This window comes from Archangium lipolyticum, from assembly GCF_024623785.1.
GTDB lineage: Bacteria > Myxococcota > Myxococcia > Myxococcales > Myxococcaceae > Archangium > Archangium lipolyticum.
In genome coordinates this window covers 512539-535592 of record NZ_JANKBZ010000002.1, presented here as the reverse complement: position 1 = coordinate 535592, position 23054 = coordinate 512539, and the positions used below count along the sequence as shown (strand labels likewise).

Genomic DNA, 23054 nt, shown 5'->3' with positions numbered 1-23054 from the left:
CTCTACCCCTCTCCACTCCGCGCGGAGGCGAAGGCCGCGGGCTGCGCCGGGCAGATGGGACCGACGAAGGCCTTTCCCCCAACGGCTGGGATGAAGCCATAGGCACTGCCCATGGGCTTCGAAGCACTCATGCAGCCGTAGGCGCACCACTCCTTGATGACGAGGTTCTTGAACGAGTCCGGGACGGGAATCAGCCCGCCGCAATTCGTGCAACTGCCTCTTCCACAGTGGGTGACGAAGCAGCGAGCGGCTCCACACTGAACGGTGTCGGGGCAGCCACGCTCCATGCACTGGAATTCCGGGATGATCTTGTCGCCATTCCCGGCAAGGACGATGGAAGGGTCCGGGTCCGGGCTCTCCGCGACACGATCGCCGCCGGTGTCTGTGTATCGCGCGGCGGATGAAGAAGAGCAGGCCGCGGCCAACATCAAGAGCAGCACTCCGCGGAACGGGGCGCGGAGGGAGCGCACCCGTGGAAGGCAGAGGCCTGCTTCCATTCTGGGCTCATCCATGGAGTTCCTGGCTCAATCGGGGGAGGAGACCGGTTGAACCAGGAAAGGATGATGCACTCGGGAGGTCTGAAATCCCAGGCGGACCTGAAAGATGGGATTTCAGAACGTACGAATCCAGACTCGCTGAGTACCGCCCGAGTGGGATTATCCGCTGGGGATGATGGAGTGCTCACCCCTTCCTTCAATCAGAACTCGCCTTCCGGCTGAAGGACCACCTGGGGAGTCACCCTGTCGACACACCCCGTGCGGTGGGATTCTCCGACGGCCGGTGGCAAAGAGTCTCCCCCACCGTCCACAAGTGGAACGCCCGGGCCCTCTGGCGATGGGTGCACGGACAAATGTGCCGGGGCACTCACTTCTTACTTGTTGCCGCGCGCACATCTGCGCGAAACAACCCCCGAAAGGCAGCGTCTGCCCGCTACAAGGGACGCCTTTCGCCGCAACCTCTTCTCCCCCATCGGAGGCCCGACATGGCCGATATCCAGAAGAAGTACACGCCGATGCAGTTCACCCACCTCAAGGGTCTCAAGGGCATCAGCGACGCGGTGCTCGAGTCCCACTTCAAGCTGTACGAGGGTTACGTCAACCGGACCAACAAGCTCACCGAGCTGCTCTCGGGCATGCAGGCCAAGGGCGAGGCCGCTGGCGCCAACCCCGCCTATGCCGAGATGACCCGCCGCATGGGCTTCGAGTACAACGGCATGGTCCTCCACGAGTACTACTTCGGCAACATGAAGCCGGGCGGCGCCACCACCCCGGGCGGCAAGCTGAAGCAGGCCATGGAGCAGAGCTTTGGCTCCTACGAGAACTGGCTGGCGGACTTCAAGGCCGTGGGCACCTCGCCGGGCATCGGCTGGGCCATCACCTTCCAGGATCCGCGCACCGGCTGGCTCTCCAACCACTGGGTGACGCTGCACGAGAACGGCAACATCGCCGGCTACACCCCCATCATCGTCATGGATGCCTGGGAGCACGCCTTCGTGCCGGACTACAAGCCCTTCGAGCGCGCCAAGTACGTGGACGCCTACTTCCAGAACATCGACTTCGAGGCCTGCGAGGCCCGCCTGAAGAAGTAGTCACTTCGGGACTTCTTCCCTCACGGCGGCGGATGGGCTCGGCTCGGGCCCATCCGCCGTCGTCGTTTCGGGGCGAGGCGCGCGGCTACTGGCGCTTCAGCGCGACGACGACGGCATCCGCCCCCGTCTTCTGCTGGAAGGCCGTCACCGTCAGCGTGAGCGGGCTGTCGTTCTCGTTGGTGTAGAGGACACCCGGGCCCGTGCCGCGGATGAACACCCGGTAGCTCCCCGGCCTGAGGAAACGGTAGATGACGGGCACGTCCTCGCAGCCATGCGGGTCTCCGTCAGTGCCATAGATGAGCACCCCGGTGGCCTCGTCCTGTAGGTTGATGGCCACCCTGGTCACACCCGACTGGGAACAGGTCCGGCTCTCGATGCCGTCAACCAACGACCAACTCAGGGCCATGCCCCCCACCGCCCCGAACCGGTACGAAGCGGAGACGGGGCTCCCCTGCTGGATGTCCAGGAAGGCATTGACGTAGTAGGAGGGCTGACCGTCGGAGCCCACCCCGATGAGCTCGAGGGTGTGCCGGCCCGGCTCCAGGAAGGGCGTCTGAACGCCAGCGCCGCTCATGCCCCGCGAGCATTCCAGGCGCACCGTGTCGCCGCCGTCGATGCGTGCGTCCACCGAGACCACGCCCGCCTGGGCGCAGGTGGGGTTCTGGCTGGTGGAGTTGGCCGGGAAGGACCAGGAGAGGTAGGCGTAGGAGCTCGGGCTGCCGTACGGGGCGAGGGTGACGTTCACCCGCACGTTCCCATTCACCGTGACGGAGCCGCTCCCCTTGTAGAGGACTTGACCGGAGGAGCCGAGGGCCTCGAGCGTGTAGCTGTAGGTGCCGGACACGAAGCTGAGCAGGGCGATGCCGTCCACGCCCGAGTTGTTGCAGGCGAAGATGCCGTCGTTGGCGAGCACCTGACCGGGAATGGTGATGCGCACCGACTTCACGTCCGGCACGTCCGCGCACCGGCCCGAGGCGGTGTCGGAGAAGGTCCAGAGGAAGGTGATGTCTCCAGACCCGGGTGGCGGGGTCGGTTGGAGGGTGACGTTCACCCGCGCGATGTCTTTCAGCGTGACGGAGCCACCCGCCTTGTAGAGGACCTGACCGGAGGAACCGAGGGCCTCGAGCAGGTAGAAGTAGGTGCCGGGCGCGAAGTCCCGCAGGGTGATGCCATCCACCCCCGCGGTGTTGCAGGGATGGGTGCCAACGAGCTCGCCCGTCTGTCCGGCGATGGAGACACGCACCGACTTCACGTCCGGCACATCCACGCACCGGCCCGAGGTGGAGCCGGAACCGGCGAAGGTCCAGAGGAAGGTGATGTCTCCGGGCCCGGGCGGACGGATGCTCGGCGTGAGGGTGGCGCTCACCTGCGCGTGGCCGTCCACCGTGAAGGAGCCGCTGCCCGCGTAGAGGACCTGGTCGGTGGAGCCGAGGGCCTCGATGGCGTAGTTGTAGATGCCGGGTGCGAAGTCGCGCAGGACCGTGCCGTCCACGCCCTCGATGTTGCAGGGGGAGATGCCACCATCGGCGAGCGTCTTGCCCGGGATGGAGATGCGCACCCGCTTCACGTCCGGTACGTCCGCGCACCGGCCGGAGAGGGAACCCGGAAGGGAGAAGGACCAGAGAAAGGACACGTCCCCGGGCATGGGCATCTGCTCATGACCGGTGCCGCCGTCGTTACCGCCGTTGTTACCGCCGTCGTTGCCGCCGTCGTTGTCGCCGTCGATGTTGTTGACGATGCAGCCCGTGCCCGCGACGGTGAGACAGAGGAATACCGCGAGCAGCCTGAGGAGTCTGGTGTGCATGGGGCGTTGTCGTGCTCCGTCGGAGGAGGGGCGGGTCCGCGCCGCCGGGCATCATCCACGACACGACGACGCCAGCCAATCCGCTCCCCATCCTGACACGCCGCGTCCTGGCCCCGCGAGTGCCCCCTTCCGCCTACGGCTTGCGCTTCGTGGCGGAGCCGCCCTTCCCGCGCCGGGTCCGAGGCGTGGCCGTCCCCTCCGCCCTCTTCCCCCGGGGAGTCCGCTCCCGTACCTCGCGGGCGGCCTGCGGACGCAGACGCAGCGAGCCCCGCGTGGGCAGCTCGCGAACCTCGCCGCCCGCGGCCCTGCCCGCCCGGGTGATGCGTGGCACCTCTTCACCCGCTGGCGCCGGAGCCTCGGCGGGCGCCTCGCGCACCCCATGCGTCCGGGCGCGCCGCTCGAGGAAGGCCAGCAGCCGCTCCCGGTGCAGGTCCTGGTAGCGCTGGGGCACGAAGTCCACGATGCGCGTCTCGATGATGTCCAGGACGGACTCCACCTCGCGCTGCGCGGGAGGCACGGCCCCGGAGAACTCGGAGAAGCTCTCCTGCGGGATGAGCTCGTCCGCGAAGTGCAGCGTGGAGAGGACGAGCCCCCGCTCGTGCGGCCACACGGCGCACAGGTGCTCCTTCAGGTGCATCACCAGCCGCCCGAGGCCCACGCGGCCCGAGGCCCTCAGCGCCATCGCCAGGGTGGCATAGGGTTTCGTGGCGCCCTCGCCCGGCATGAGGTGGTAGGTGGTGTCGAAGAAGATGGGATCGATGTCCGCCAGCTCGACGAAGTCCTGGATGTCGATGGTGCGGCTGGACTGGGGATCGAACGCCTCGAGCTCGCCACGCGTCACCTCCACGTACCGGCCACGGCGGATCTCATAGCCCTTCACCACGTGCTCGAAGGGCACCTCCTCTCCATCCGCCGAGCACACCCGCTTCTGCTGGATGCGGGCACCGTCCGCGTCGTGCAGGAGGTGGAACTGCACCTGTTTGGGTGACACGGCCGCGTAGAGCCGCACCGGGACATGCATGGGCCCGAAGCCGAGCGAGCCGGTCCAGACGGGACGAGACATGTGGGGCCTCCCTGGCACCCGAGAGGGCGCCGTCTCCTAAGCTCCGTCTCGCCGGGCCGGGCGGCAAGGCACTCCGCGCGCGCGGACATGGGCCCGCAGGGCCGGCCGCTCGGGGGCAGCGTTGCATATCCATCCGCGCCGGGCGTCCCACGAAGAGCACCGTCACGGAACGCTTGCCGCGTACCCGGGACGCTGGTTACGAGGCCGGGTCATCCGGCGATGACACATGAAGGGAAGGAAAGGCATGCAACGGATTCTCTCTGCGATTCTGGGCCTCACGCTGATGACGGGACTGATGACGGGGTGCACCTCCCAGCGCCTCGCCCAGGCGCAAAGGACGGCGGCGTCCTACCTCGTCTCCGACCAGCAGGAGGAGCAGCTCGGCCAGCAGGTGAAGACCGAGCTCGAGACGAAGGAGAAGATCAAGTACGTGGAGGACCCGGCGGTGGTGGAGTACGTGCGCACCCTGTCCACGCCCATCCTCCAGGCGGCGAACCGGGACCGCAAGGGCGTGAAGTGGAAGGTGAACGTCATCGATGACCCGAAGACGGTGAACGCGTTCGCCACGCCGGGCGGCTACCTGTACGTGTACACGGGCCTGCTGCTGGCGGCGGACAACGAGGCCGAGGTGGCCGGGGTGATGGCGCACGAGGCCGGCCACGTCGTGGGGCGGCACTCGGCCCGGGCGATGATCCTCCAGTACGGAGAGCAGGCGATCATCGAGGCGGCGCTCGGTAAGAGACAGAGCACGGTGGCGCAGATCGCCGCGGGGCTCGCCGGCACGGGCGTGGGCCTGGCGTACGGCCGCAGCAACGAGACGGAGGCCGACGAGTACGGCGCGAGGTACTCGGCCGCGGCGGGCTACGACCCTCACGGCCTCGCCACCTTCTTCCAGAAGCTGGCGGCCAATGAGGGCAAGACGCCGGGCGTGCTGAAGTGGCTGAGCACGCACCCGCCCTCCAGCGAGCGCATGGCCCACATCAACGACTTCATCGCGAAGAACCGGCTGTCGGGCTCCAACGTGGGCGCGGAGCGGCTGGCTTCCATCAAGCAGCGCCTGAGGAAGTAGACCCCCCGGGCCTCAATGCACCGAGGGAGGCCGCTCCTCCCCGGTGCGGGGCTCCTCGTCGTCGGGGGAGTCGTGCACCTCGGCGGGAGGCTCGACCTCGGGAGGAGCCCGCTCCGCCATGCGCCGCCGCCAGCGCCAGAAGGCGTACCGCTCCCGCCTCGAGCCATCCCCGCCGGCACCGCTCGATTTGAGATGGGGCACCTCGATGGGAGGAGGCCGTCCCTCCGCCTCGGCCGCCTCCGCCTCGGCCTGCTCCAGGACGGCGTTCACCTCACCGCCGATGATGAAGATGAGGCCGGTGACGTAGAGCCACAGCAGCAGCACGACGACACCGCCGATGGAGCCGTAGGTGACGTTGTAGCGGCCGAAGAGCTCGACGTACTGCGTGAAGCCCCAGGTGGTGAGGAGCCACAGCACGCTGGCGAGCACCGCGCCGGGCGAGAGGAACTGGTAGCGGTGCCGGACGGCGGGCAGACGCCAGTAGCACAAGGCCAGCACCAACATGACGAGGGCGGCCGTGAAGGGCCAGCGCAGCCACGACCACACGGCGTGGTAGACGTTGAGCACGTGGAGGTGACTGGCGATCCACTCGCCCGCCCGTCCGCCCAGCAGGAAGAGGGCGAAGGCGAGGGGGATGAGCAGCGAGCCCGCCACCGTCATGAGGATGGCGAGCCCCTGGGTCTTCCAGAAGGGCCGGTACTCGGGGACGTCGTAGGCGAGGTTGAGGGCGCGGCGCAGGGCGTCCACCCCGCGCGAGGCCGACCAGAGCGCCACCAGGAGACCGAGGGTGATGAGGCGGGGCTGGGTGTCGGTGACGAGCGACTGGAGGTGCCCCTGCACCACGCTCAGGGCCTCGGGAGGCATGAGCGGGCCGAGCCGCGCCACCATGGCATCCACGGCGCCCGGGGCGAACGGCAGGTACGCCGCGAGCGTCACGAAGAAGAAGAGGAAGGGGAACAGGGCGAAGAGGAAATAGAAGGCGAGCTGCGCCGCGCACTCGGTGACGGCGTCCTCCTGGAGCTCCACCCAGAAGCGCCGGCCGAGCTCGCGCCACGTCAGGTGCCTGGGCTTGCGGAACCTCATGCTTCCCGCCTCCGCTGCATCCCGGGTGAGGTTGGGAAGGTGGGCACGGGTGGGCCTTCGTGCAGCGAGGAATGGAGCAGGCGCTCATCGCCCCCTCCCCCGCCCACCTACCGGGGTTGCACACAGGAAGTCAGAATGCCTGCTAGCCTTCCCTTCCACCATGCATCCGCTTTCGCTCGTCATCTTCCTGACGCTCGCCGCTGGCCCTGACCGTCCCATCCCCGCGGGGTGCCGCGAGGATTACAGGACGTGCCGCGAGGACTGCACCATCGACTACGGTGCCAGCACGAAGAAGTACCGCCAGCTCACCCAGTGCCTCGTGGGCTGTGACAAGGAGCAGAAGGAGTGCAGCAGTCAGCACTACTCGCTCCAGGACGCGCAGATCGACCCGATGCCCGCGCGCCAGCCGGATCCGGCCATGAGGGAGGCGGAGCCGTACGAGGATCCCGACAAATCCTCCACGGTGCCCGCGTCGAGCACGCAGACCTCCGGGGATGCGGTGCGCCGGGGTGTCTATCGGGCCTCGGAAGAGGAGTCGACCGAGCCCATCCTGCCGGCCCCGAAGGCGGAGCCGGTGGCCGCGCCCGAGCCCAAGGCGGAGCCGAGCCCCACCGCGCCAGCGAAGACGGCGTCGGAGCCGGCGACATCGGGGAGCGAGGAAGTGCCCATCTTCGACAAGGATGAGCCCGAGCCGGCGCCGAAGCCGGCGGAGCCGGTGCGGCCGACACCGCCGCCGCCGCCCAAGAAGAAGGACATCTCGGAGTGGGACCCCAACGGGGACTGAGTCACGACCCCAAGGAACAACCCCTCTCCCTCTGGGAGAGGGACGGGGTGAGGGTAAACGGACCCCGGGTTGAACCCGGGTCACCGCTGTCCCGCGACCGACGCCTCTTCGTCCAGAGAGCCAGAGCCACGGGGAGACGCCGGAACGACGGGAGCCCCCTGCGTCAGCCGAACGCCCAGGATCACCAGCCCGCCGCCGAGAACCAGAGCCCAGTGGAGCGACTCGCCGAGCAACAACCAGGCGGCGAGGGCGGTCGCCGCGGGCTGGAGGTTGGAGAAGATGGCGACGCGGGAGGCGGGGACCTTGGAGAGGGCGTAGTACCAGATGAGGTAGGCCACCACGGAGGTCAGGAGGGCCAGGTAGACGATGCTGCCCAGGGCGGGCCGGCTGACGGCGAAGGTGCGAGCCGGGTCCAAGGCGAAGGGCATGACGGGCACGAGGAGCAGGGCGGCGGTCACCATGCTCCACGCGGTGGAGCGCACGGGACCGTGAGTGGCGGCGAAGGGCTTGCCCTCGGTGGTGTAGACGACCCAGGCGGACACGGCGGCGAGGATGAGCAGATCGCCCACGAGCGAGCCGCTGGCCGAGGCCAGTCCGCGGCCGAGGAGCAGCACCACCACGCCGACGAGCGCGGTGAGGATGCCGGCGGTGGCGCGCGAGGAAGGACGCTCGTGTCCCCGGGCGAGGCTGAGCAGGTACACGCCGAGCGGGGTGAGCGCGTAGAGGAGCGCCGCGTGGGCGGCGGTGGAGCGGGACAGGCCGAAGAAGAACAGCACCTGGTTGATGGGGCCGGCGAGCAGGCCGAGCATCAGCACGCGGCGCCACTCGGAGCGCGGAGGCAGCTTGGGGCCGGGCGTGAAGAGGAGCAGCAGGCAGAAGACGGCGGCACTGAGGAGGAAGCGCCAGAGCACCACGGTGAGGGGCGGCAGTTCCTCCATGGCGCGCTTGCCGGCGAGGTACGTGCCGGCGTTGATGAGCACCTGGAGGAACAGCGCGGCGTACACCGGGCCGAGCGAAGCCTGACGAGAAGAAACGGACCGGGTGGAGGATGCGCTCATCGTCTGGCGCGAAGTATCAGATTGCCCGGGGTGCCGTCCGGCATTTGCGAGCCGGGGCCGTCAGGGCGCGCCGCAGGCGAGCCACTCGCCGAGCTTCTTCCGCTCGTCGTCGGTGGGCATGGTGCCGTTGGGCGGCATCTCGGTGTTGGTACGGTCGGGGCCGGAGGCCGTCCACGCGTCGACGTCCTTCAAGTGCGCGCGCACCCCCTCGGGGGTGTTGAAGTTCTGGTCCTCCGGGGCGTCCTGGCGCGCGGCACCGGAGAGCACCGTGCTGTGGCAGCGGGTGCAGTAGGTGTCCATGAAGGTCTTGCCGAAGTTCTGATAGGTGAGCGCGCTGCCCTGCGGGCAGGTGGCGCCGCTGGGGCCGGTGCTCTCGCCGCAACCCGCGAGCACGAGAACGGTGGCACCGCACAGCGCGGCGATCAGGGAACGGAAGTGCTGGGACATCGTGGCCTCCTGAAGAGGGGTCGACGGGCCCGGAGGGACCCGGCACCGGCATATCGGGAAGGGGCCAGAAGTGACAGCCGCTCCATGTCCTCCCCGGAGCACTCCCCGTCAGGCGTCCAGGTGCCGGAGCGCCCACTGCGCGGCGTGGCGCACCTGTTCACTCGGATCCTCGCACAGCGTCTCCAACAGGGGCCGGGCCTCGGCCTGCTTCGCGGCGCCCAGCGCGTACACGGCGTTGCGGCGCAAACCATCGTACTTGGCCCGCGCGAGCGCCGTGCCGGGGATGAGCCGCTCGTACTGCTCGGGGGTGAGCGCGGCCAGCTCCATCACCCCGAGCTCCGCCACCGCCCGGGGCGCGAAGCGCTCGTTGGGCGTGAACACGGGGTGCCGGTTGAGGGGACAGACGTCCTGGCAGATGTCGCAGCCGAAGATGAGGTTGTCCATCTCCACGCGGAAGGACTCGGGCACCTCGGCGTGGCGGTTCTCGATGGTCTGGTACGAGAGGCAGGCCCGCGCGTCCACCCTCCCCTGGCCCAGCAGTGCGCCGGTGGGGCACGACATGATGCACTTGCGGCAGTGACCGCAGCGGTCCTCCGTGGGGCCGCCCGCGTACGCATCCACCTCGGCGTCCAGGATGAGCGCGGACAGCAGCACCCACGAGCCATAGGGCTCGGTGATGAAGCACCCGTTCTTGCCCACGTAGCCCAGGCCCGCGCGCGCGGCCCACACCTTCTCCATCAACGGGCCCGAGTCCACGCTGCCGTAGTGGTGCACCTCGGGGTAGGCCTCCGAGAGCAGCCTGCGGAAGGCCTTGAGCTTGTCGCGCAGCGTGGAGTGGTAGTCCCGGCCGCGCGCGTAGCGGGCGATGGGCGAGCCCGCCGAGCGCGGCTCCTCCCGGTAGTAGTTGGTGGCGAAGGCGATGACCGTGCGGGCGCCGGGGAGCAGCCGGGAGACATCCAGCCGCTCGGCCGCCCGCGTGGTCATCCAGTCCATGTCCGCGGCGCAGCCGGACTCGAGCCACCCGAGGAGGAACCCGGGCTCGATGGGCTCGGCGCGTGCGAAGCCCACGAGATCGAAGCCGACCTGCTGGGAGAGCTGGCGAAGGTGTTCGGAGGGCAGCGGACTCACGGGCTCTTACATAACCGCGCCGCCGCCCGGGTGGAGCCCCCCACGTGCTACTTCGCGGGCTTCTCCGGTATCCACTTCACATCCTCGATGCCCGCGCGGTGGTTGGCGACCCGGGCCATGACGAAGAGCAGGTCCGAGAGGCGGTTGAGGAAGACCACCGTCTCCTGGGGGGCCTCGCCCTCGCGCACGGCGGCCACGACGCGGCGCTCGGCCCGGCGGCACACCGTACGGGCCAGGTGCAGCGCGGCGGCCGCCTGGCTGCCTCCCGGGAGGATGAAGTGCGTCATGGGGGCGAGCTCGGTCTCGAACGTGTCGATGGCCCGCTCCATGTCCGTCACCCACTCGGGCTTGAGCCTGGGGATGTGCTCGGAGGCCTTGGTGCCCGCGGGCGTGGCCAGCGCCGCGCCCACGGTGAAGAGCTGGTCCTGCAACCGGTGCAGGAGCGCGTCCAGGTCGGTGGGCATGGACAGGGAGCGCGCCAGGCCCAGCGAGGCGTTCAGCTCATCCACCTCGCCGTAGGCGTCCACGCGCACGCTGTCCTTGCGCACCCGGCCGCCGCCGAACAGGCCCGTCTCTCCCGTGTCCCCGGTCTTCGTGTAGATCTTCATGGCGCCTCGTCTAACGCCCTATTTGCAGTTCGTCACGGGGGTCGCGGGGTTACCCGTGTTGCGCACGTCGTGCTGGAACTTCGGCCACTGCGCGGAAGCGTCCAGTCCCGGACTGTCCACCACGAAGGCATACAGCCGCCGATCGCTGTACGCGGGCATGTAGAGCACGCCGGGGCGACCGGAGATCTGCGTCCCCGAGGTATCCCGCGCGCAGTCGAGCGTCATCTCGTAGCCCGTGGGGATTCCCGACGGCAGCGACACGCTCCAGCGCGCGGAGAGATCCGCCGAGGACCACGCCGACAGGGTGCCCACGTTCGAGTACAGGGTCCCATCCCGTCCGAGCACGGGCGTGGTGAAGTTCGAGCCCGAGAACCCGCCCTTGACGGTCGCCGTCCCCCCCCCGCCCAGCGGGAACCGATGCAGCTCGGTACCCGAGGAGCCATTCACGTTCAGGAATGCCTCGTTGGCGCTCCCAACCGAGACGCTGCCCAGGGAGTAACTGGACGGGAGCGGGTACCTCAACGTCGACAGACTCCCGCTGGTCGCGATGGAGAAGAGGCCACGCATGTTGTTGCCGTTGCCCAGCCCAGGCACGACGAGCTGGGGGCCGACCAGCACGGGGCTTCCCAGGTTGGCATCGATCTTCACCGGCCAGTCGAGCCGGGACTGATTGCTTCCGAAGGTGTAGCTGGCGACCTCGTTGTTGCTGCAGCACGTGCTGCTCTCGGACACGTAGAAGAGGTTGGTGCCCTGCGAGACGAGGCGCCCCGGTTCGATGGGTCTCGGCAGCGCGTTGCCGAACTCGGGACACCGCTCCACGCTCGTTTCCGCGTCCGGCCTGATGGCCACGAAGCGGTTCGAGTTCGCCGAGCCCTGGAGGAAAGCCACCACGGCCTCCCTCTCACTGGTGCCGAAGGGAGTGGTGAGAAGGGTGAGCGACCCGCTGATGCTCCCCGAGCCGTAGGAGCCGGAGAGCGGGCAGCCCGTCCGGAGCTGGCCCAGGTTGCCGTCATACGCGAACAGCTCCGGGTACGAGGAGCCGTTCGTCCCCGCCGCGACATAGATGAGCTCCGATGTCCCCCCGAAGCCATCGTCCCGGGGCTGCCCCACCACGGGCGTGCTCAGGTAGCTGCCCGGCTGGGCCTCCCACTTCAGCTTTCCCTCGGGAGTCACGGCCACGAGCCTGTTCCGGGCGGCGACATAGATGGTGCCACGGGCTCCGATGGCGGGGGTCGTCTCGACATAGTCGTAGAGATCGTAGGCCCACTTCCAGCGCGTCACCGGAATGCCGCCGTCCACCTTCTTCGTATTGCCCACCTTGTCTCGCGCGTTGGCCACGAGCGCCATCTGCCCGCGGAATGCGTCGAACCGCGACTCCCACAGCTTCACGGTGCCCTGGGCGCAGGCGCTCACGGAGCAGGGCGTGGAGGCCGTCAGGGTCACGGGCCTGCCCACACCGTCGGTCCCCTTCACCTCGAGGGTGAGCGACGAGGCGTCGACGTTCGCATCCGTCACCTGCACCTCGACCCGGACCTCCTGGTCGCGCCGCCACGAGGTGGTCGCGTTGGGGTCGGCGTACTGCGTCCTGCCCGTGGTGTCCGAAGGGAAGGTCGGGTTGGGGACCACCAACACGACGGTGGGAGGCGTGCGATCCACGTTCACGGTCACCGTGGCGCTCGGGGCCCCATCCGGCACGGCCGCCGTCAGCTTGAAGTCGCCCTCACCGGTCGCCGGTGGCAGCCACTTCACCTCGTACACACCCTCGGCCGCGCTCGCAGCGGAGAAGGTACCGCCCTGCCCTCCCCCGGCCCGAGCACCGCTGAAGACGAGCTCGGCGGGGAACTTCGGGTTGGAGGCGAACTCCGGCTTCACCTCGAGCCGCACCCGCACCGTCATCTGCTCGCCTCCCGCCGTGGGAGTGCCCTCCGCCGGCTCCAGCACGGTGACCGAGGCGAAACGGGACACGCACGCCCCGCCAACGTACTCCTGCGTGGCCGCGCAGGTGCACGCCGGACCACCGAAGTCCTCGTCCACCTGCCCGTCGCAGTCCTCGTCCACGGCGTTGCACACCTCGGACGCACCGCTGTAGCGGGAGTAGTTCGTGTCATCGCAGTCCATGGCATTGGGCGCATGGCCCACCGGCTGCTGGCAGCTGTCGATGCCCGGGGAGCCCCGAGCGCCCTGGCCATCGCGGTCCTCATCCGGGTGCCACAGGCCGGGCGTCACCACACAGGTGCGTCCTCCGCCCGTGTCACACGACCAGGCGCCCTTGCACCCATTGGACATGTCGCAGAGGGAACCCAGGGAGAAGTCCTCGTCCGCCTGCCCATCGCAGTCATCGTCGAGGTCGTTGCACACCTCGGACTTCGGCCCCGTCTCGCCCTCACAGGCGCCCCAGGTGCCGTCATGGGAGCAGCGGCGCTGCCCCGGCCGGCACTCACCGACGTTCTTCCCGCAGGCCTCCGTCGTGTTGGGCACGCACTCGTGGGGGATGCCCGCCGGGAGGCACAGCCCTCCGACGCACTCGTAGCCTCCGGCACAAGCGTGCTCCGCGTTGCAGGCGCGAGGCTTCTCCTTCTCCAGCTCGCCCAACTCCGGGACGGTACAACCGGCGAGCAGCAGCATCAGGCCAGCGGCCCACGTGAGGCGCTTCATCGGGACTCTCCAGACGCGACGGCCGCGTCGGCCGGCATGAGGAACCAGGTCACCACGGCGCCCGCGAGGGCGAGCCCCGCGGTGCCCATGAGGATGTTGGCGGTGGTGGCGCTGCGCCGTGCCGCCTGATGGTGGGAGATGAAGTCGTCCTGGAACTCCGCGTCGCGAGCGGCCTGCACCTGGCCGCGAGACGACACGCCGAAGAACGTGGCCAGGCCGCCCGCCACCACACTCGTGCCCGCCAGGGCCAGCGGCACCACGGGCAACGGACGCGAACGGGTCTCCACCGTCGGCGTGAAGGCCGCCGGAGGCGGCGTGGAGGGCAGCAGCGCGCTCCCCTCCGACGTCTTCTGCTCGGGCCGATCCGTGGAGGCCACCGCGGGAGGGGCCTCGGGCTTCGTCCCAGTGCCCTCCGGAGTGGCCACCACCGAAGGCGTGCTCGCCGGCTTCTGGCCCGGCTTCTTCCCGGGAGTCCCCGTGGAAGTGGTCGCGGGCTTCTGCCCCGGCTTGCCCTCGGTGGCCGTGCCGGCCTTCCGCGGCTCCTGGCCCTGCATGCGCGCCAGTTCCTGCCTCGCGCGCTCGCGCTGCTTCTCGAACTCGGCCTCCACCTTGGGCGAGACGCGCAGGGGCAGCTTCGCCTCCGGATTCAACAGGAGCGCCGTCTTGAAGGTGGCGAGCGCGTCCTGCCACCGTCCCATGTCCGCGAGGATGATGCCCTCGTGGAGCCCGAGGGTGACATCCTCCTCCACGCCACGCGCCACGCGCCGGGCCCGCTCGAGCTGCTTGAGCGCCCGCTCGTAATCGAGGCCCTCGTAGAGGCGGACGGCGGCCCTCAGGTAGCGATTGAAGTCATCCGCCGCGTGGGCGGCACTCAACGGGGCCCCCACCAGCGACAGGAGCACCAGGACGAGCATTACGGATGCCCGGCGGTTGGACAGGAACATGGCGCGACATCCTAGCGCGCGTCCACGAGCTGACAGGTGTCCTCGTGGATAGGAAGTGATCGACATTCAGGGCCCCCCATTCGCACCCGGCCGTGCGCAGAGTACGGGTGCTGGACGTTTTCTTGCCCGGCGTCTACCCGCACCCGAGATTACACCGACACATGAAGCAATACCTGGCTTTGCTCGAGCACGTCCTCCACCACGGGACGAAGAAGAGCGACCGGACCGGCACCGGCACGCTGAGCATCTTCGGCCACCAGATGCGATTCGACCTCTCCCAGGGGTTCCCGCTGGTGACCACCAAGAAGCTCCACCTCAAGTCCATCATCCACGAGCTGCTCTGGATGCTCGCGGGCGGCACCAACGTGCACGACCTGCAGAAGCACGGCGTCACCATCTGGGACGAGTGGGCCGATGCGCAGGGCAACCTCGGCCCCATCTACGGGCACCAGTGGCGCTCGTGGGCCAGGCCCGGCGGCGGCTCCATCGATCAGATCTCCCAGCTCGTCGAGCAGCTGCGCAAGAACCCCGACTCGCGCCGGCACATCGTCAGCGCGTGGAACGTGGCGGACCTGGACGCCATGAAGCTCCCGCCCTGCCACATCCTCTTCCAGTTCTACGTGGCGGATGGCCGACTCTCCTGCCAGCTCTACCAGCGCAGCGCGGACATCTTCCTCGGCCTCCCCTTCAACATCGCCTCCTACGCGCTGCTGACGATGATGGTGGCGCAGGTGACGGGCCTGAAGGCGCACGAGTTCATCCACACCACGGGTGACGCGCACCTGTACCTCAACCACGTGGAGCAGGCCCGCCTGCAGCTCCAGCGCGAGCCCCGTCCCCTGCCCCGGATGACGCTCAACCCCGAGGTCCGCTCGCTCTTCGACTTCAAGTACGAGGACTTCACCCTCAGCGAATACGATCCGCATCCGGCCATCAAGGCACCGGTGGCCGTATGACGCTGTCGGCCATCGTGGCCATGGCCTCCAACCGGTGCATCGGCAGGGACAACGCCCTGCCCTGGCGGCTGCCGGCGGACCTGAAGCGCTTCAAGCAGCTGACGATGGGGCACACCCTCATCCTGGGCCGCAAGACGTACGAGTCCATCGGCCGGCTCCTGCCGGGCAGGACGTTCATCGTGGTGACGCGCCAGCGGGACTACGCCCCCGAGGGCGTGCAGGTGGCGCACTCGCTGGAGCAGGCCCTGGAGCTGGCGCGCGGCGACGAGGTCTTCATCGCCGGAGGCGCGGACCTCTACCGGCAGGCGATGGACCGGGTCCAACGGCTGTACCTCACCCGGCTGGAGCGCCCGTACGAGGGCGACACCTTCTTCCCCGAGGTGGACCTCTCCGGCTGGCGGCTCGTCTTCGAGGAGCACCACCCGGCCACCGCCACCGAACCGCCCTTCTCCTTCCTCACCTACGAGCGGTAGGGGCAACGCCCACCACCCGACAGCACATCCCCGCGCCGAACCTCGGGGAGCCTTCCATTCCGCTGTCCGTGAAACCTGATTTTGATTCTCAAAATTGAAGTAACCCCCCGAGGACTGGTAGAGCATGGCCCGTGAAACGCACGGGCCTCCTGCTCCTGTCCCTGTTGATCGCGGCACCGCTGGCCGTTGCCGCAGATGAGGGCGCGTCCGAGGGGCGCTCCTGGCACCGGCTGGTGGGCATCCTCCAGTACCTCGAGGCGGACTATCCGAACGCCATCGAGTCGAAGTCCGAATTCGAGATGGCCGAGCAGCGCAGCTTCATCGCCGAGGCCGTGGACGCGGCGCGGGAGATGGGCCATCAGGGCGAGGCGTTCCTGCCGCGCCTGGAGGAGATCAAGGCCCGGGTGGACAAGGGAGAGGATCCCCAGGGCGTGAGCCGCGACTGCGCGGCACTGGTGGAGGACCTGGTGCTCGCCGGAGGACTGGCGCGCAGCCCGCGCCTGGCGCCGGACCTCGAGCGCGGCAAGGCCATCTTCCAGGAGAGCTGCTCGGCGTGCCACGGCCTGGACGGGCGCGCGCAGGTGTCCATCGCCCAGACGATGGAGCCCCAGCCCGCCAACTTCCAGGACGCGGACCTGATGGCCGGGCTCACCCCGTACAAGGCCTTCAACACCACCGGCTTCGGCGTGCCCGGTACGGCCATGCCCGGCTTCCCCACCCTCTCCGAGCAGGAGCGCTGGGCCGTCGCCTTCTACGTCTTCACCCTCCGCCAGCCCCCGTGTGACGACAAGCCGCCGAGCATCTCGCTGGAGAAGCTCGCCAATTCCACCGATGCGGAGCTGGTCCAGGCCCATGGCGAGAAGAACCTCGCGTGCCTGCGCCGCAAGATGCCCGACGTGGACGCGGAGCGCGGCCTGCTGACGGCGCGCGACCACGTGGAGCGGGCCATCCAACTGGGCGCCGCCGGAGACTCGCTCGGAGCGCGCAACGCGCTGCTGGATGCCTACCTCAACGGGGTGGAGCCGGTGGAGCCCATGCTGCGCGCCCGCAGCCCGGAGCTGGTGCTGAAGATCGAGAAGGCCTTCCTGGACACGCGGCTCGCCGCCGAGCAGAAGAGCCCGCACCTGCAGGACGAGGCCCGCCTCCTCCTGTCCGTGCTGGACGAGGCGCGCCGCGGCAGCGGCAACACGGTGGGCTTCGTGTCGGTGGTGTGGCTCACCCTGCTCATCCTCCTGCGCGAGGGCTTCGAGGCCACCGTCATCGTCGCCGCGCTGCTGGCCATGCTGCGCAAGATGCAGGCGACCTCCTCCGCGCGCGTGGTGCACGCGGGCTGGGTGTCCGCGCTGGTGGTGGGCGCCCTGGCCTTCATCTTCGGGCGGCACCTGCTCAGCGGCGCCAACCGCGAGCTGCTCGAGGGCATCGCCGGGCTGCTGGCCGTGGTCATGCTGCTGTACGCGGCGCTGTGGCTCAACGCGCGCTCCAACATGAGCAAGTTCATGGGCGAGCTGCGCGAGAAGATGCAGGGCGCGCTCGGCCGCGGCAGCATGGCGGGCCTGTTCGGCATCGCCTTCAGCTCCGTGCTGCGCGAGACGGTGGAGACGGCCATCTTCCTGCAGGGGCTCGCGCTGGACTCGGCCTCGGGCGTGGCCTGGGGCTGCGCCGCGGGCACCGTGGCCCTCACCGCGCTCGTCCTCTTCGTCAACCGAGTGGGCTACAAGCTGCCCATGAAGACGCTCTTCAAGGCGTCCACGGTGCTGCTCGTCGTCACCGCCATCATCCTGCTGGGCAAGGCGCTGCACGCCCTGCAGGAGGTGGCCCTGGTGCCGCTCAAGCCCATCCCCTTCGTCACCATCGAGCTGCTCGGCATCTACCCGGACGCCATGTCGCTCATCCCGCAGGTGGTGCTGACGGCCATCCCGCTCATCATCCTCTTCATCAAGCGGCGCGCGAGCACCACGCGGCTGGCGGACGCGTCCTCGCGGGGGTAGTGCCGGGCCCCTCCCCGCTCAGGCCTCGCCCGGCTCGAGCGGAATCTCCAGGGTGGCCGTGGCCCCCTGGTTCGGCCCGTCGCTCTCCAGCGTCAGGTGGCCTCCCAGCATCTTGGCCGCCAGCGCGCTCGAGTGCAGACCGAAGCCGTGGCCATCCTTGCGCGTGGTGAAGCCGTGCGTGAAGAGCTTCCCCTTGAGCTCCTGCTCGATGCCGACGCCGTTGTCCGCCACCTGGATGCGCGCCCACCCCTTCTCCGCGGTGAGCCGCACGCTCATGTGCCGATGCCCCTCGGGCACCGGGTCCAGGGCGAACCTGGCGTTGCTGACCAGGTTGATGAGGATCTGCAGCACCTTGTGCTTGTCCAGCTTCACCCGGGGGAGGCGGGACAGCTCGAGGCTGACGGCGATGCCGTGACGCTGGAGCGCCGCGTGCTGGATGCGCAGGGTGTCCTCGATGAGCTGCGCCAGGTCACACTCCTCCAGCAGGAGCGACGTCTTCGCGTACGTCTGCTGCACCTGGACGATGGCGCGGATGTGGTCGACGTGCCGGTTCATCGCCTCCAGGCTCTCCTGCAGATTCGTCTGCTCGATGAGCAGCTCTTCCGAGAGCGCGGTGACGTAGTCGACCAGCCGCTCGCCGCGCGGATCCTTCGTGAAGAAGTCCCCCAACCCGCCGCGGTTCTCCTCGAGCAGCGCGGACACCTGCCGCACCCGGACGACCCGTGAGGAGCCCACCGCCCGGCGCATCATCTCCAGGTTGACGACGGCGCTGGTGAGGACGTTGCCCACGTTGTGCAGCACGTTGGAGGCGATCTCCGACATGCCCACCGCGCGCGCCGTCTCCACCAGCCGGGCCTGCGTCTGCTTGAGCTCGTGCGTGCGCTCGTCCACCCGCCGCTCCAGCTCGTCATTGGCGTGGCGCAGGGCGGCCTCGGCGCGCTGGACCTCGGCGTAGAGCCGCGCGTTCTCGATGGAGATGGCGGCCTGGGAGGCCAGGTGTCCGAGCAGCGCGATGCGGGCCGGGGTGAAGGCCTCGGCGGCCAGGCGGTTCTCCAGGTACAGCACGCCCGCGAGCCCCTCCTTGCGCATCAGCGGCAGGCAGAGCACCGACCGGGCCAGGCCGTGCGCGAGGTACGGATCGGCCGAGAAGGGATGGGGTTTGGAGGCATCGCCGATGAGCACGTGCTCGCTCGAGCGCCGCACGTAGGCGAGGAGGGTCAGGGGCAGGCCATCGGCGGCGGTGTCCTCTTCCGGGAACACGCTGACACCGCCCTCCGAGTCGCTGGAGATGGCGGCGATCCGAAGCGAGTTGCCGCGCGGGAGCAGCAGGGCCCCGCGCTGGGCGCCGGCGTTCTCGATGGCCACCTGCATCAGCGTGGTCACCAGCCGCTCCAGGACGATCTCCCCGGAGATGGCCTGCTGGGCCTTCACCACGGTGAGCGCGTCGATCTGCGTCGAGCCCGTGTCGTGGGTGCCGGTCTCCGAGCCATTCACCGCGGCGGCGAGGGCGGGCCACCGCGCGTCCAGGTGCTGGACCTTTCCGTGAGCACCCCACTTCAGGTACGCCTCGCGCGACTCGCGGCCATAGGCCAGGGCGACGGTGGTGAGCCGCCGTTCGCGCCAGAAGCGCGCCGCGAGCTCGCCGGCCAGGCCCACCTGGAGGTAGGAGCCGTACTCGCGGGCGGTCTGGAGCGCCTCCTCGTAGGCGTCCATCGCCTCGTCCGTGCTGCCCGTGCAGCGGGCGATCTCCGCCGAGACCAGCCGCTCGGCCGCGCGGAAGTTCTCGGGACAGTTGTCCGCCCAGATCTCGAGTTGCCGCTGGTGCCGCTCCAGGGACTCGAGGTACTCCCGCTTCGCCTCCGGCGCCGCTCCTTCGCAACAGGCCGCCAGGGTCAGCGCGCTGTAGAAGTGGAAGTCGAACAGCTGGATGTGGCCGACCGAGGACCAGAGCAACTCCCCGGCCCGGACCGAGGCCTGGCGTGCCTCCTCGTACGCGCCGCACATGAAGCGCGCCTGCATCTTGAGGATCCAATACCAACACACCACGAGGCTCACACGGGTCGGGGCCTGGATGCTCTCGAAGGACTGCTCCTCGAAATCCTCATTGTTCAGCGAGCCGAACGAGGGCGAGAGGCCACGCAGCTGCTGCACGTAGCACTGGGTGTGATGGATGACGTTCTGCACGGCCTGGAAGCCGGCCTTGCGCGCGAAGTCGAGGCGCGCGATCGACTCCTGGTGGACCTCCTCCAGGGAATGCCCCAGTGCCAGCAGGTTGGTGACGATGTGGTTGCAGCTATAGCAGGCGCTCAGGAAGTCCCCGGCCGGGACCGCGAGCTGGAAGGCCTCGCGGATGTACTCCAGCGAGACGGCGATGGGCTGGGTCCAGTAGCTGACCAGCTCCAGGGAGTAGAGCGCCCGGGCCTTGGAAGCGGAGAAGCCGTGGCGCTCGACGAGATCCCAGGCCAGCAACCCGAAGGAATGACCCTCCCGGTACTTCCCGAAGCAGTACCCCTGCATCAGGCCGAACCAGGCATACCCGTTCACGGCGGACTCGGCGTTGCCATGACGGAGACACAGGAGGACCATCCGGCCCAGGTGGAGGAAGAGCAGGTTGACGTCGGTGAAGAGCGCGGGCGAGAACAGGGCGGAGAGCATGCGCATCGCCGCCTTCGTGTCCGGGTCCGTCATGAGCGGCAGGTCGATGAGGCTCTCGATGGAGCGCTCCCCCATCAGGGCCCACACCTCCGCGTTGACCGCCGCCACCTCTTCCCACGTGGGATGGGGTGACATGGGCATGCCCAGCGCGGTCAACCCCTCCAGGAGACAGGAGACGGCCGCGTCGCTCTCGCTGGTGGCGAGGTGGATGTCACTGAGCAGGCAGGTGACCGCGGCGATCTCCTCGGGGGTGCGCGCCCGCGAGCGGAGTGCCTCGGTGAGGAGGCGCGCCTCGGTCACGTTGCCGCTCATGAACTCGCCGAGGGCCCGCTGGTGGCTCAGCGTGAAGGTGAGCGCGGGGTCCAGCGCCCAGGGGTCATCCGGGAGGAGCTGGAGGGCCGCCGTGTAGTAGGTGACGGCCGAGCGGTGCGCGGCCGCGGACTGGGCCTTCCTTCCCGCCTCGGCGTTCAGGAGCGCCACCTCGTGACGCTCCTCGGGGGAGTGGATCAGCTCCGCCCCGGCGTTGAGCTGGTTCACGACGTCGAAGAGCCGCTCCCGCATCTCCGCCGGAGACAGGCTCGCCCGCAGCAGGCGGCCGATGCGCAGGTGGACGGCCTTGCGCTCCGCTTCGGGGATGAGGGCATGGGCCGCCTGTTGGATGCGGTCATGCAGGAAGCGGTACTGCTCCAGGCCCGCGCGCATCAACAGGCCCTCCTGGAGCGCGGGTTCGAGCCCCTGTTCCACCGCCCCCAGTTGCTGGTCGGAGATGATGGCCAGCGTCTGGAGCGGGAAGAGGTTGCCCACGCACGCCGCCAACCTCAGCAGGTGCTGCGTCACCTCGGGGAGCTGGCGCAGCCTGCCCACCATGAAGTCGACGACGTTGTCGGAGTAGCCCCGGGCCCGGACGCCCTCGGCATCCCATCGCCAGGAGCCCTCCGGCGTGCGCGTCAGCAGCCCGTCCTGGTTCAGCGTCCGCATCAGCTGGATGAAGAAGAACGGGTTGCCGCCGGTCTTCTCGTGCACCTGGGCCGAGAGGGGCCCGACGAGCTCCGGACCCGCGCCCGGCAGCGCGTCGGCGACGAGCCGCTGGAGCTGCTCCAGGCGCAGCGGCGCGAGCCGGATGTCGGTCACCCGCGCGCCCTCCTTCCGCATCTCCTCTCGCGCCAGCACCAACGGATGGCACGGGCCGGCCTCGTTGTCCCGCCAGGCGCCGACCAGCAGCAACGGAGAGGTGTCCGGGTGGGTGATGAGGTGCTGGATGAGCCGGAGGCTGGCCTGGTCCGCCCACTGCAGGTCGTCCAGGAACATGGCGAGCGGATGCTCGGAGGTGGAGATGGCGCCGAGGAACCGCTGGAAGACGCGGTTGAAGCGGTGCTGGGCCTCGGAGGGCGGAAGCTCCTGGACCGGCGGCTGCCGGCCCACGATGAGCTCCAGCTGGGGCACGAGCCCCACCAGGAGCTGCCCGTTGCCCTCCAATGCCTGCCGCAAGCGCCCGCGCCAGTCCTCGAGCTCCGCGTCGGTGCCGGCCAGCAACTGCAGCACCAGGCCGCGAATGGCCTGCGCCAGGGTGGCGTAGGGGATGTCCCGCTGGAACTGGTCGAACTTGCCCTGCAGGAAGATGCCGCGCCGCTGGACGACGGGCCGGTACAGCTCCTGGACCACCGCCGACTTGCCGATGCCGGAGTAGCCGCTGATCATCACCAGCTCCGGGCAACCTCCCTGGGAGACCCGCTCGAAGGCGCCGAGCAGGGTGGAGACCTCCTCGTCGCGCCCGTAGAGCCGCTGCGGCATCTGGAAGTGGGTGGGGACGTCGTGCGTGCCCAGCGGGAAGGACTCCCGCACGCCCCGGCGCAGCTCGTCCCGGCACCGCACGAGGTCCGCCTTCAGCCCGTCCGCGCCCTGGTAGCGCTCCTCGGCCACCTTGGCCAGGAGCTTCATCACGATGGCGGACAGGGCGGGAGGGAGTCCCGGGACGCGCTCGTGCGGGGGCCTCGGGACCTGGGCCATGTGCGCGTGGAACCACTCGAGTGCGTCGCGCCCGTGGAAGGGCAGCGAGCCCGTCAGCAACTCGTAGAACGTCACGCCCAGGGAGTAGAGGTCGCTGCGGTGGTCCACCGAGCGGTTCATCCGCCCCGTCTGCTCCGGGGACATGTAGGCCGGAGTCCCCTCGATGAAGGTGGTGGACGCCGCGTCCACGTGCTCCAGGGTCTGGAGGATGGCCGTCCCGAAGTCGATGACGCGCGCCTCGCCCGAGGGCAGGAGGATGAGGTTGGAGGGCTTGAGGTCCTTGTGGATGACGCCGCGGCGGTGGATCTCCGCCAGGGTCTCCGACAGGGAGATGGCCAGCTCCAGGAACCGCTCCACGTCGAGCGGCTGCCCCACCCCCTCGGACAGGGCCTTGCCGCCCTCTCCCTCCAGGAGGAGCACCGGACGGCCATGGCTCAGCTCATGGCCCAGCACCCTGGCGACGCCGCGCACATCCCGGAGCCGCTGCAGGATGGCGTGCTCCCGCCTGTAGCGCTCCAGCTCACGAGCCCCGGGGTACGTGGTCACCGGCATCTTCACGATGACGGGCAGGCGATCGGCGTCCCGCCTCGCGTTGTAGAGGATGCTCGCCCCCGTCGACTTGAGCGTGTCGATGAGGGTGTAGCCAGGGATGTTCACCATGGAGACCGTCACGTGCAGGGGCCGGGGTCCCCCCACGGGTGACGGGAAGCGGCCTCACCTACCCGCTGTGGGACATGGCTCGGC

17 protein-coding genes are annotated in these 23054 nt (G+C 69.2%); 6 read left to right on the top strand and 11 right to left on the bottom strand.

The features are described 5' to 3' along the window. Nucleotides 1-2: 2 nt before the first annotated feature. Nucleotides 3-497 (bottom strand): hypothetical protein, encoded by a 495-nt coding sequence (locus NR810_RS05855; RefSeq protein ID WP_257448788.1) that lies wholly within the window; start codon nucleotides 495-497, stop codon nucleotides 3-5. A 485-nt stretch (nucleotides 498-982) separates the two neighbouring features. Between NR810_RS05855 and NR810_RS05850 the strand changes: the two genes are divergently transcribed. Beyond that, on the top strand, nucleotides 983-1588 hold the full coding sequence (locus NR810_RS05850) for a superoxide dismutase (RefSeq protein WP_257448785.1): 606 nt from the start codon (nucleotides 983-985) through the stop codon (nucleotides 1586-1588). Between the two features lie 85 nt (nucleotides 1589-1673). On the opposite strand, the gene NR810_RS05845 is transcribed toward NR810_RS05850, so the two are convergent. Next, nucleotides 1674-3392 (bottom strand): hypothetical protein, encoded by a 1719-nt coding sequence (locus NR810_RS05845; RefSeq protein ID WP_257448783.1) that lies wholly within the window; start codon nucleotides 3390-3392, stop codon nucleotides 1674-1676. A 133-nt stretch (nucleotides 3393-3525) separates the two neighbouring features. Continuing rightward, nucleotides 3526-4455: a non-homologous end joining protein Ku gene (gene ku / locus NR810_RS05840; protein ID WP_257448781.1), complete on the bottom strand. Its 930-nt coding sequence runs from the start codon at nucleotides 4453-4455 to the stop codon at nucleotides 3526-3528. 244 nt (nucleotides 4456-4699) lie between these two features. On the opposite strand from ku, the gene NR810_RS05835 reads away from it, so the two are divergent. Next, on the top strand, nucleotides 4700-5524 hold the full coding sequence (locus NR810_RS05835; RefSeq protein ID WP_257448779.1) for a M48 family metallopeptidase: 825 nt from the start codon (nucleotides 4700-4702) through the stop codon (nucleotides 5522-5524). Between the two features lie 12 nt (nucleotides 5525-5536). Here NR810_RS05835 and NR810_RS05830 read toward each other — a convergent pair whose 3' ends face one another. Then, the gene (locus NR810_RS05830; protein ID WP_257448778.1) at nucleotides 5537-6607 is read right to left on the bottom strand and encodes a YihY/virulence factor BrkB family protein; all 1071 of its coding nucleotides are present in this window, start codon (nucleotides 6605-6607) and stop codon (nucleotides 5537-5539) included. Nucleotides 6608-6767: 160 nt separating this feature from the next. Here NR810_RS05830 and NR810_RS05825 point away from each other — a divergent pair, with 160 nt between their 5' ends. Beyond that, complete coding sequence (locus tag NR810_RS05825) at nucleotides 6768-7391, top strand: hypothetical protein (RefSeq protein ID WP_257448776.1); 624 nt, start codon at nucleotides 6768-6770, stop codon at nucleotides 7389-7391. A gap of 80 nt (nucleotides 7392-7471) precedes the next feature. Here the strand turns inward: NR810_RS05825 and NR810_RS05820 are convergent, their stop codons facing one another. From NR810_RS05820 to NR810_RS05795, 6 genes are all read right to left on the bottom strand, one after another. Continuing rightward, the gene (locus NR810_RS05820; protein ID WP_257448774.1) at nucleotides 7472-8449 is read right to left on the bottom strand and encodes a DMT family transporter; all 978 of its coding nucleotides are present in this window, start codon (nucleotides 8447-8449) and stop codon (nucleotides 7472-7474) included. Between the two features lie 60 nt (nucleotides 8450-8509). Beyond that, nucleotides 8510-8896, bottom strand: a complete 387-nt coding sequence (locus tag NR810_RS05815) for a c-type cytochrome (protein WP_257448772.1) — start codon at nucleotides 8894-8896, stop codon at nucleotides 8510-8512. A gap of 108 nt (nucleotides 8897-9004) precedes the next feature. Beyond that, nucleotides 9005-10024, bottom strand: a complete 1020-nt coding sequence (queG, locus tag NR810_RS05810; RefSeq protein ID WP_257448770.1) for a tRNA epoxyqueuosine(34) reductase QueG — start codon at nucleotides 10022-10024, stop codon at nucleotides 9005-9007. Between the two features lie 47 nt (nucleotides 10025-10071). Continuing rightward, nucleotides 10072-10632, bottom strand: a complete 561-nt coding sequence (locus NR810_RS05805) for a cob(I)yrinic acid a,c-diamide adenosyltransferase (RefSeq protein WP_257448768.1) — start codon at nucleotides 10630-10632, stop codon at nucleotides 10072-10074. Between the two features lie 18 nt (nucleotides 10633-10650). After that, the gene (locus tag NR810_RS05800) at nucleotides 10651-13287 is read right to left on the bottom strand and encodes a putative metal-binding motif-containing protein (RefSeq protein ID WP_257448766.1); all 2637 of its coding nucleotides are present in this window, start codon (nucleotides 13285-13287) and stop codon (nucleotides 10651-10653) included. Then, entirely contained in the window at nucleotides 13284-14231 is a 948-nt protein-coding gene (locus NR810_RS05795) for a class III extradiol ring-cleavage dioxygenase family protein (protein ID WP_257448763.1), read from the bottom strand. Before NR810_RS05795 ends, NR810_RS05800 begins: the two co-directional genes overlap by 4 nt. A gap of 161 nt (nucleotides 14232-14392) precedes the next feature. Here NR810_RS05795 and NR810_RS05790 point away from each other — a divergent pair, with 161 nt between their 5' ends. The 3 genes from NR810_RS05790 (at nucleotide 14393) to NR810_RS05780 (ending at nucleotide 17648) form a co-directional block, all read left to right on the top strand. Beyond that, nucleotides 14393-15187: a thymidylate synthase gene (locus NR810_RS05790; RefSeq protein WP_257448761.1), complete on the top strand. Its 795-nt coding sequence runs from the start codon at nucleotides 14393-14395 to the stop codon at nucleotides 15185-15187. Then, nucleotides 15184-15660 (top strand): dihydrofolate reductase, encoded by a 477-nt coding sequence (locus NR810_RS05785; protein WP_257448759.1) that lies wholly within the window; start codon nucleotides 15184-15186, stop codon nucleotides 15658-15660. The genes NR810_RS05790 and NR810_RS05785 overlap by 4 nt, the downstream gene beginning before the upstream one ends. Before the next feature lie 131 nt (nucleotides 15661-15791). After that, nucleotides 15792-17648, top strand: a complete 1857-nt coding sequence (locus tag NR810_RS05780; RefSeq protein WP_257448757.1) for a cytochrome c/FTR1 family iron permease — start codon at nucleotides 15792-15794, stop codon at nucleotides 17646-17648. 18 nt (nucleotides 17649-17666) lie between these two features. Here NR810_RS05780 and NR810_RS05775 read toward each other — a convergent pair whose 3' ends face one another. Continuing rightward, nucleotides 17667-22970 carry a trifunctional serine/threonine-protein kinase/ATP-binding protein/sensor histidine kinase gene (locus NR810_RS05775; protein WP_257448755.1) on the bottom strand — a complete coding sequence of 1768 codons (5304 nt, stop codon included), beginning with the start codon at nucleotides 22968-22970 and terminating at the stop codon, nucleotides 17667-17669. Nucleotides 22971-23054 lie beyond the last annotated feature (84 nt).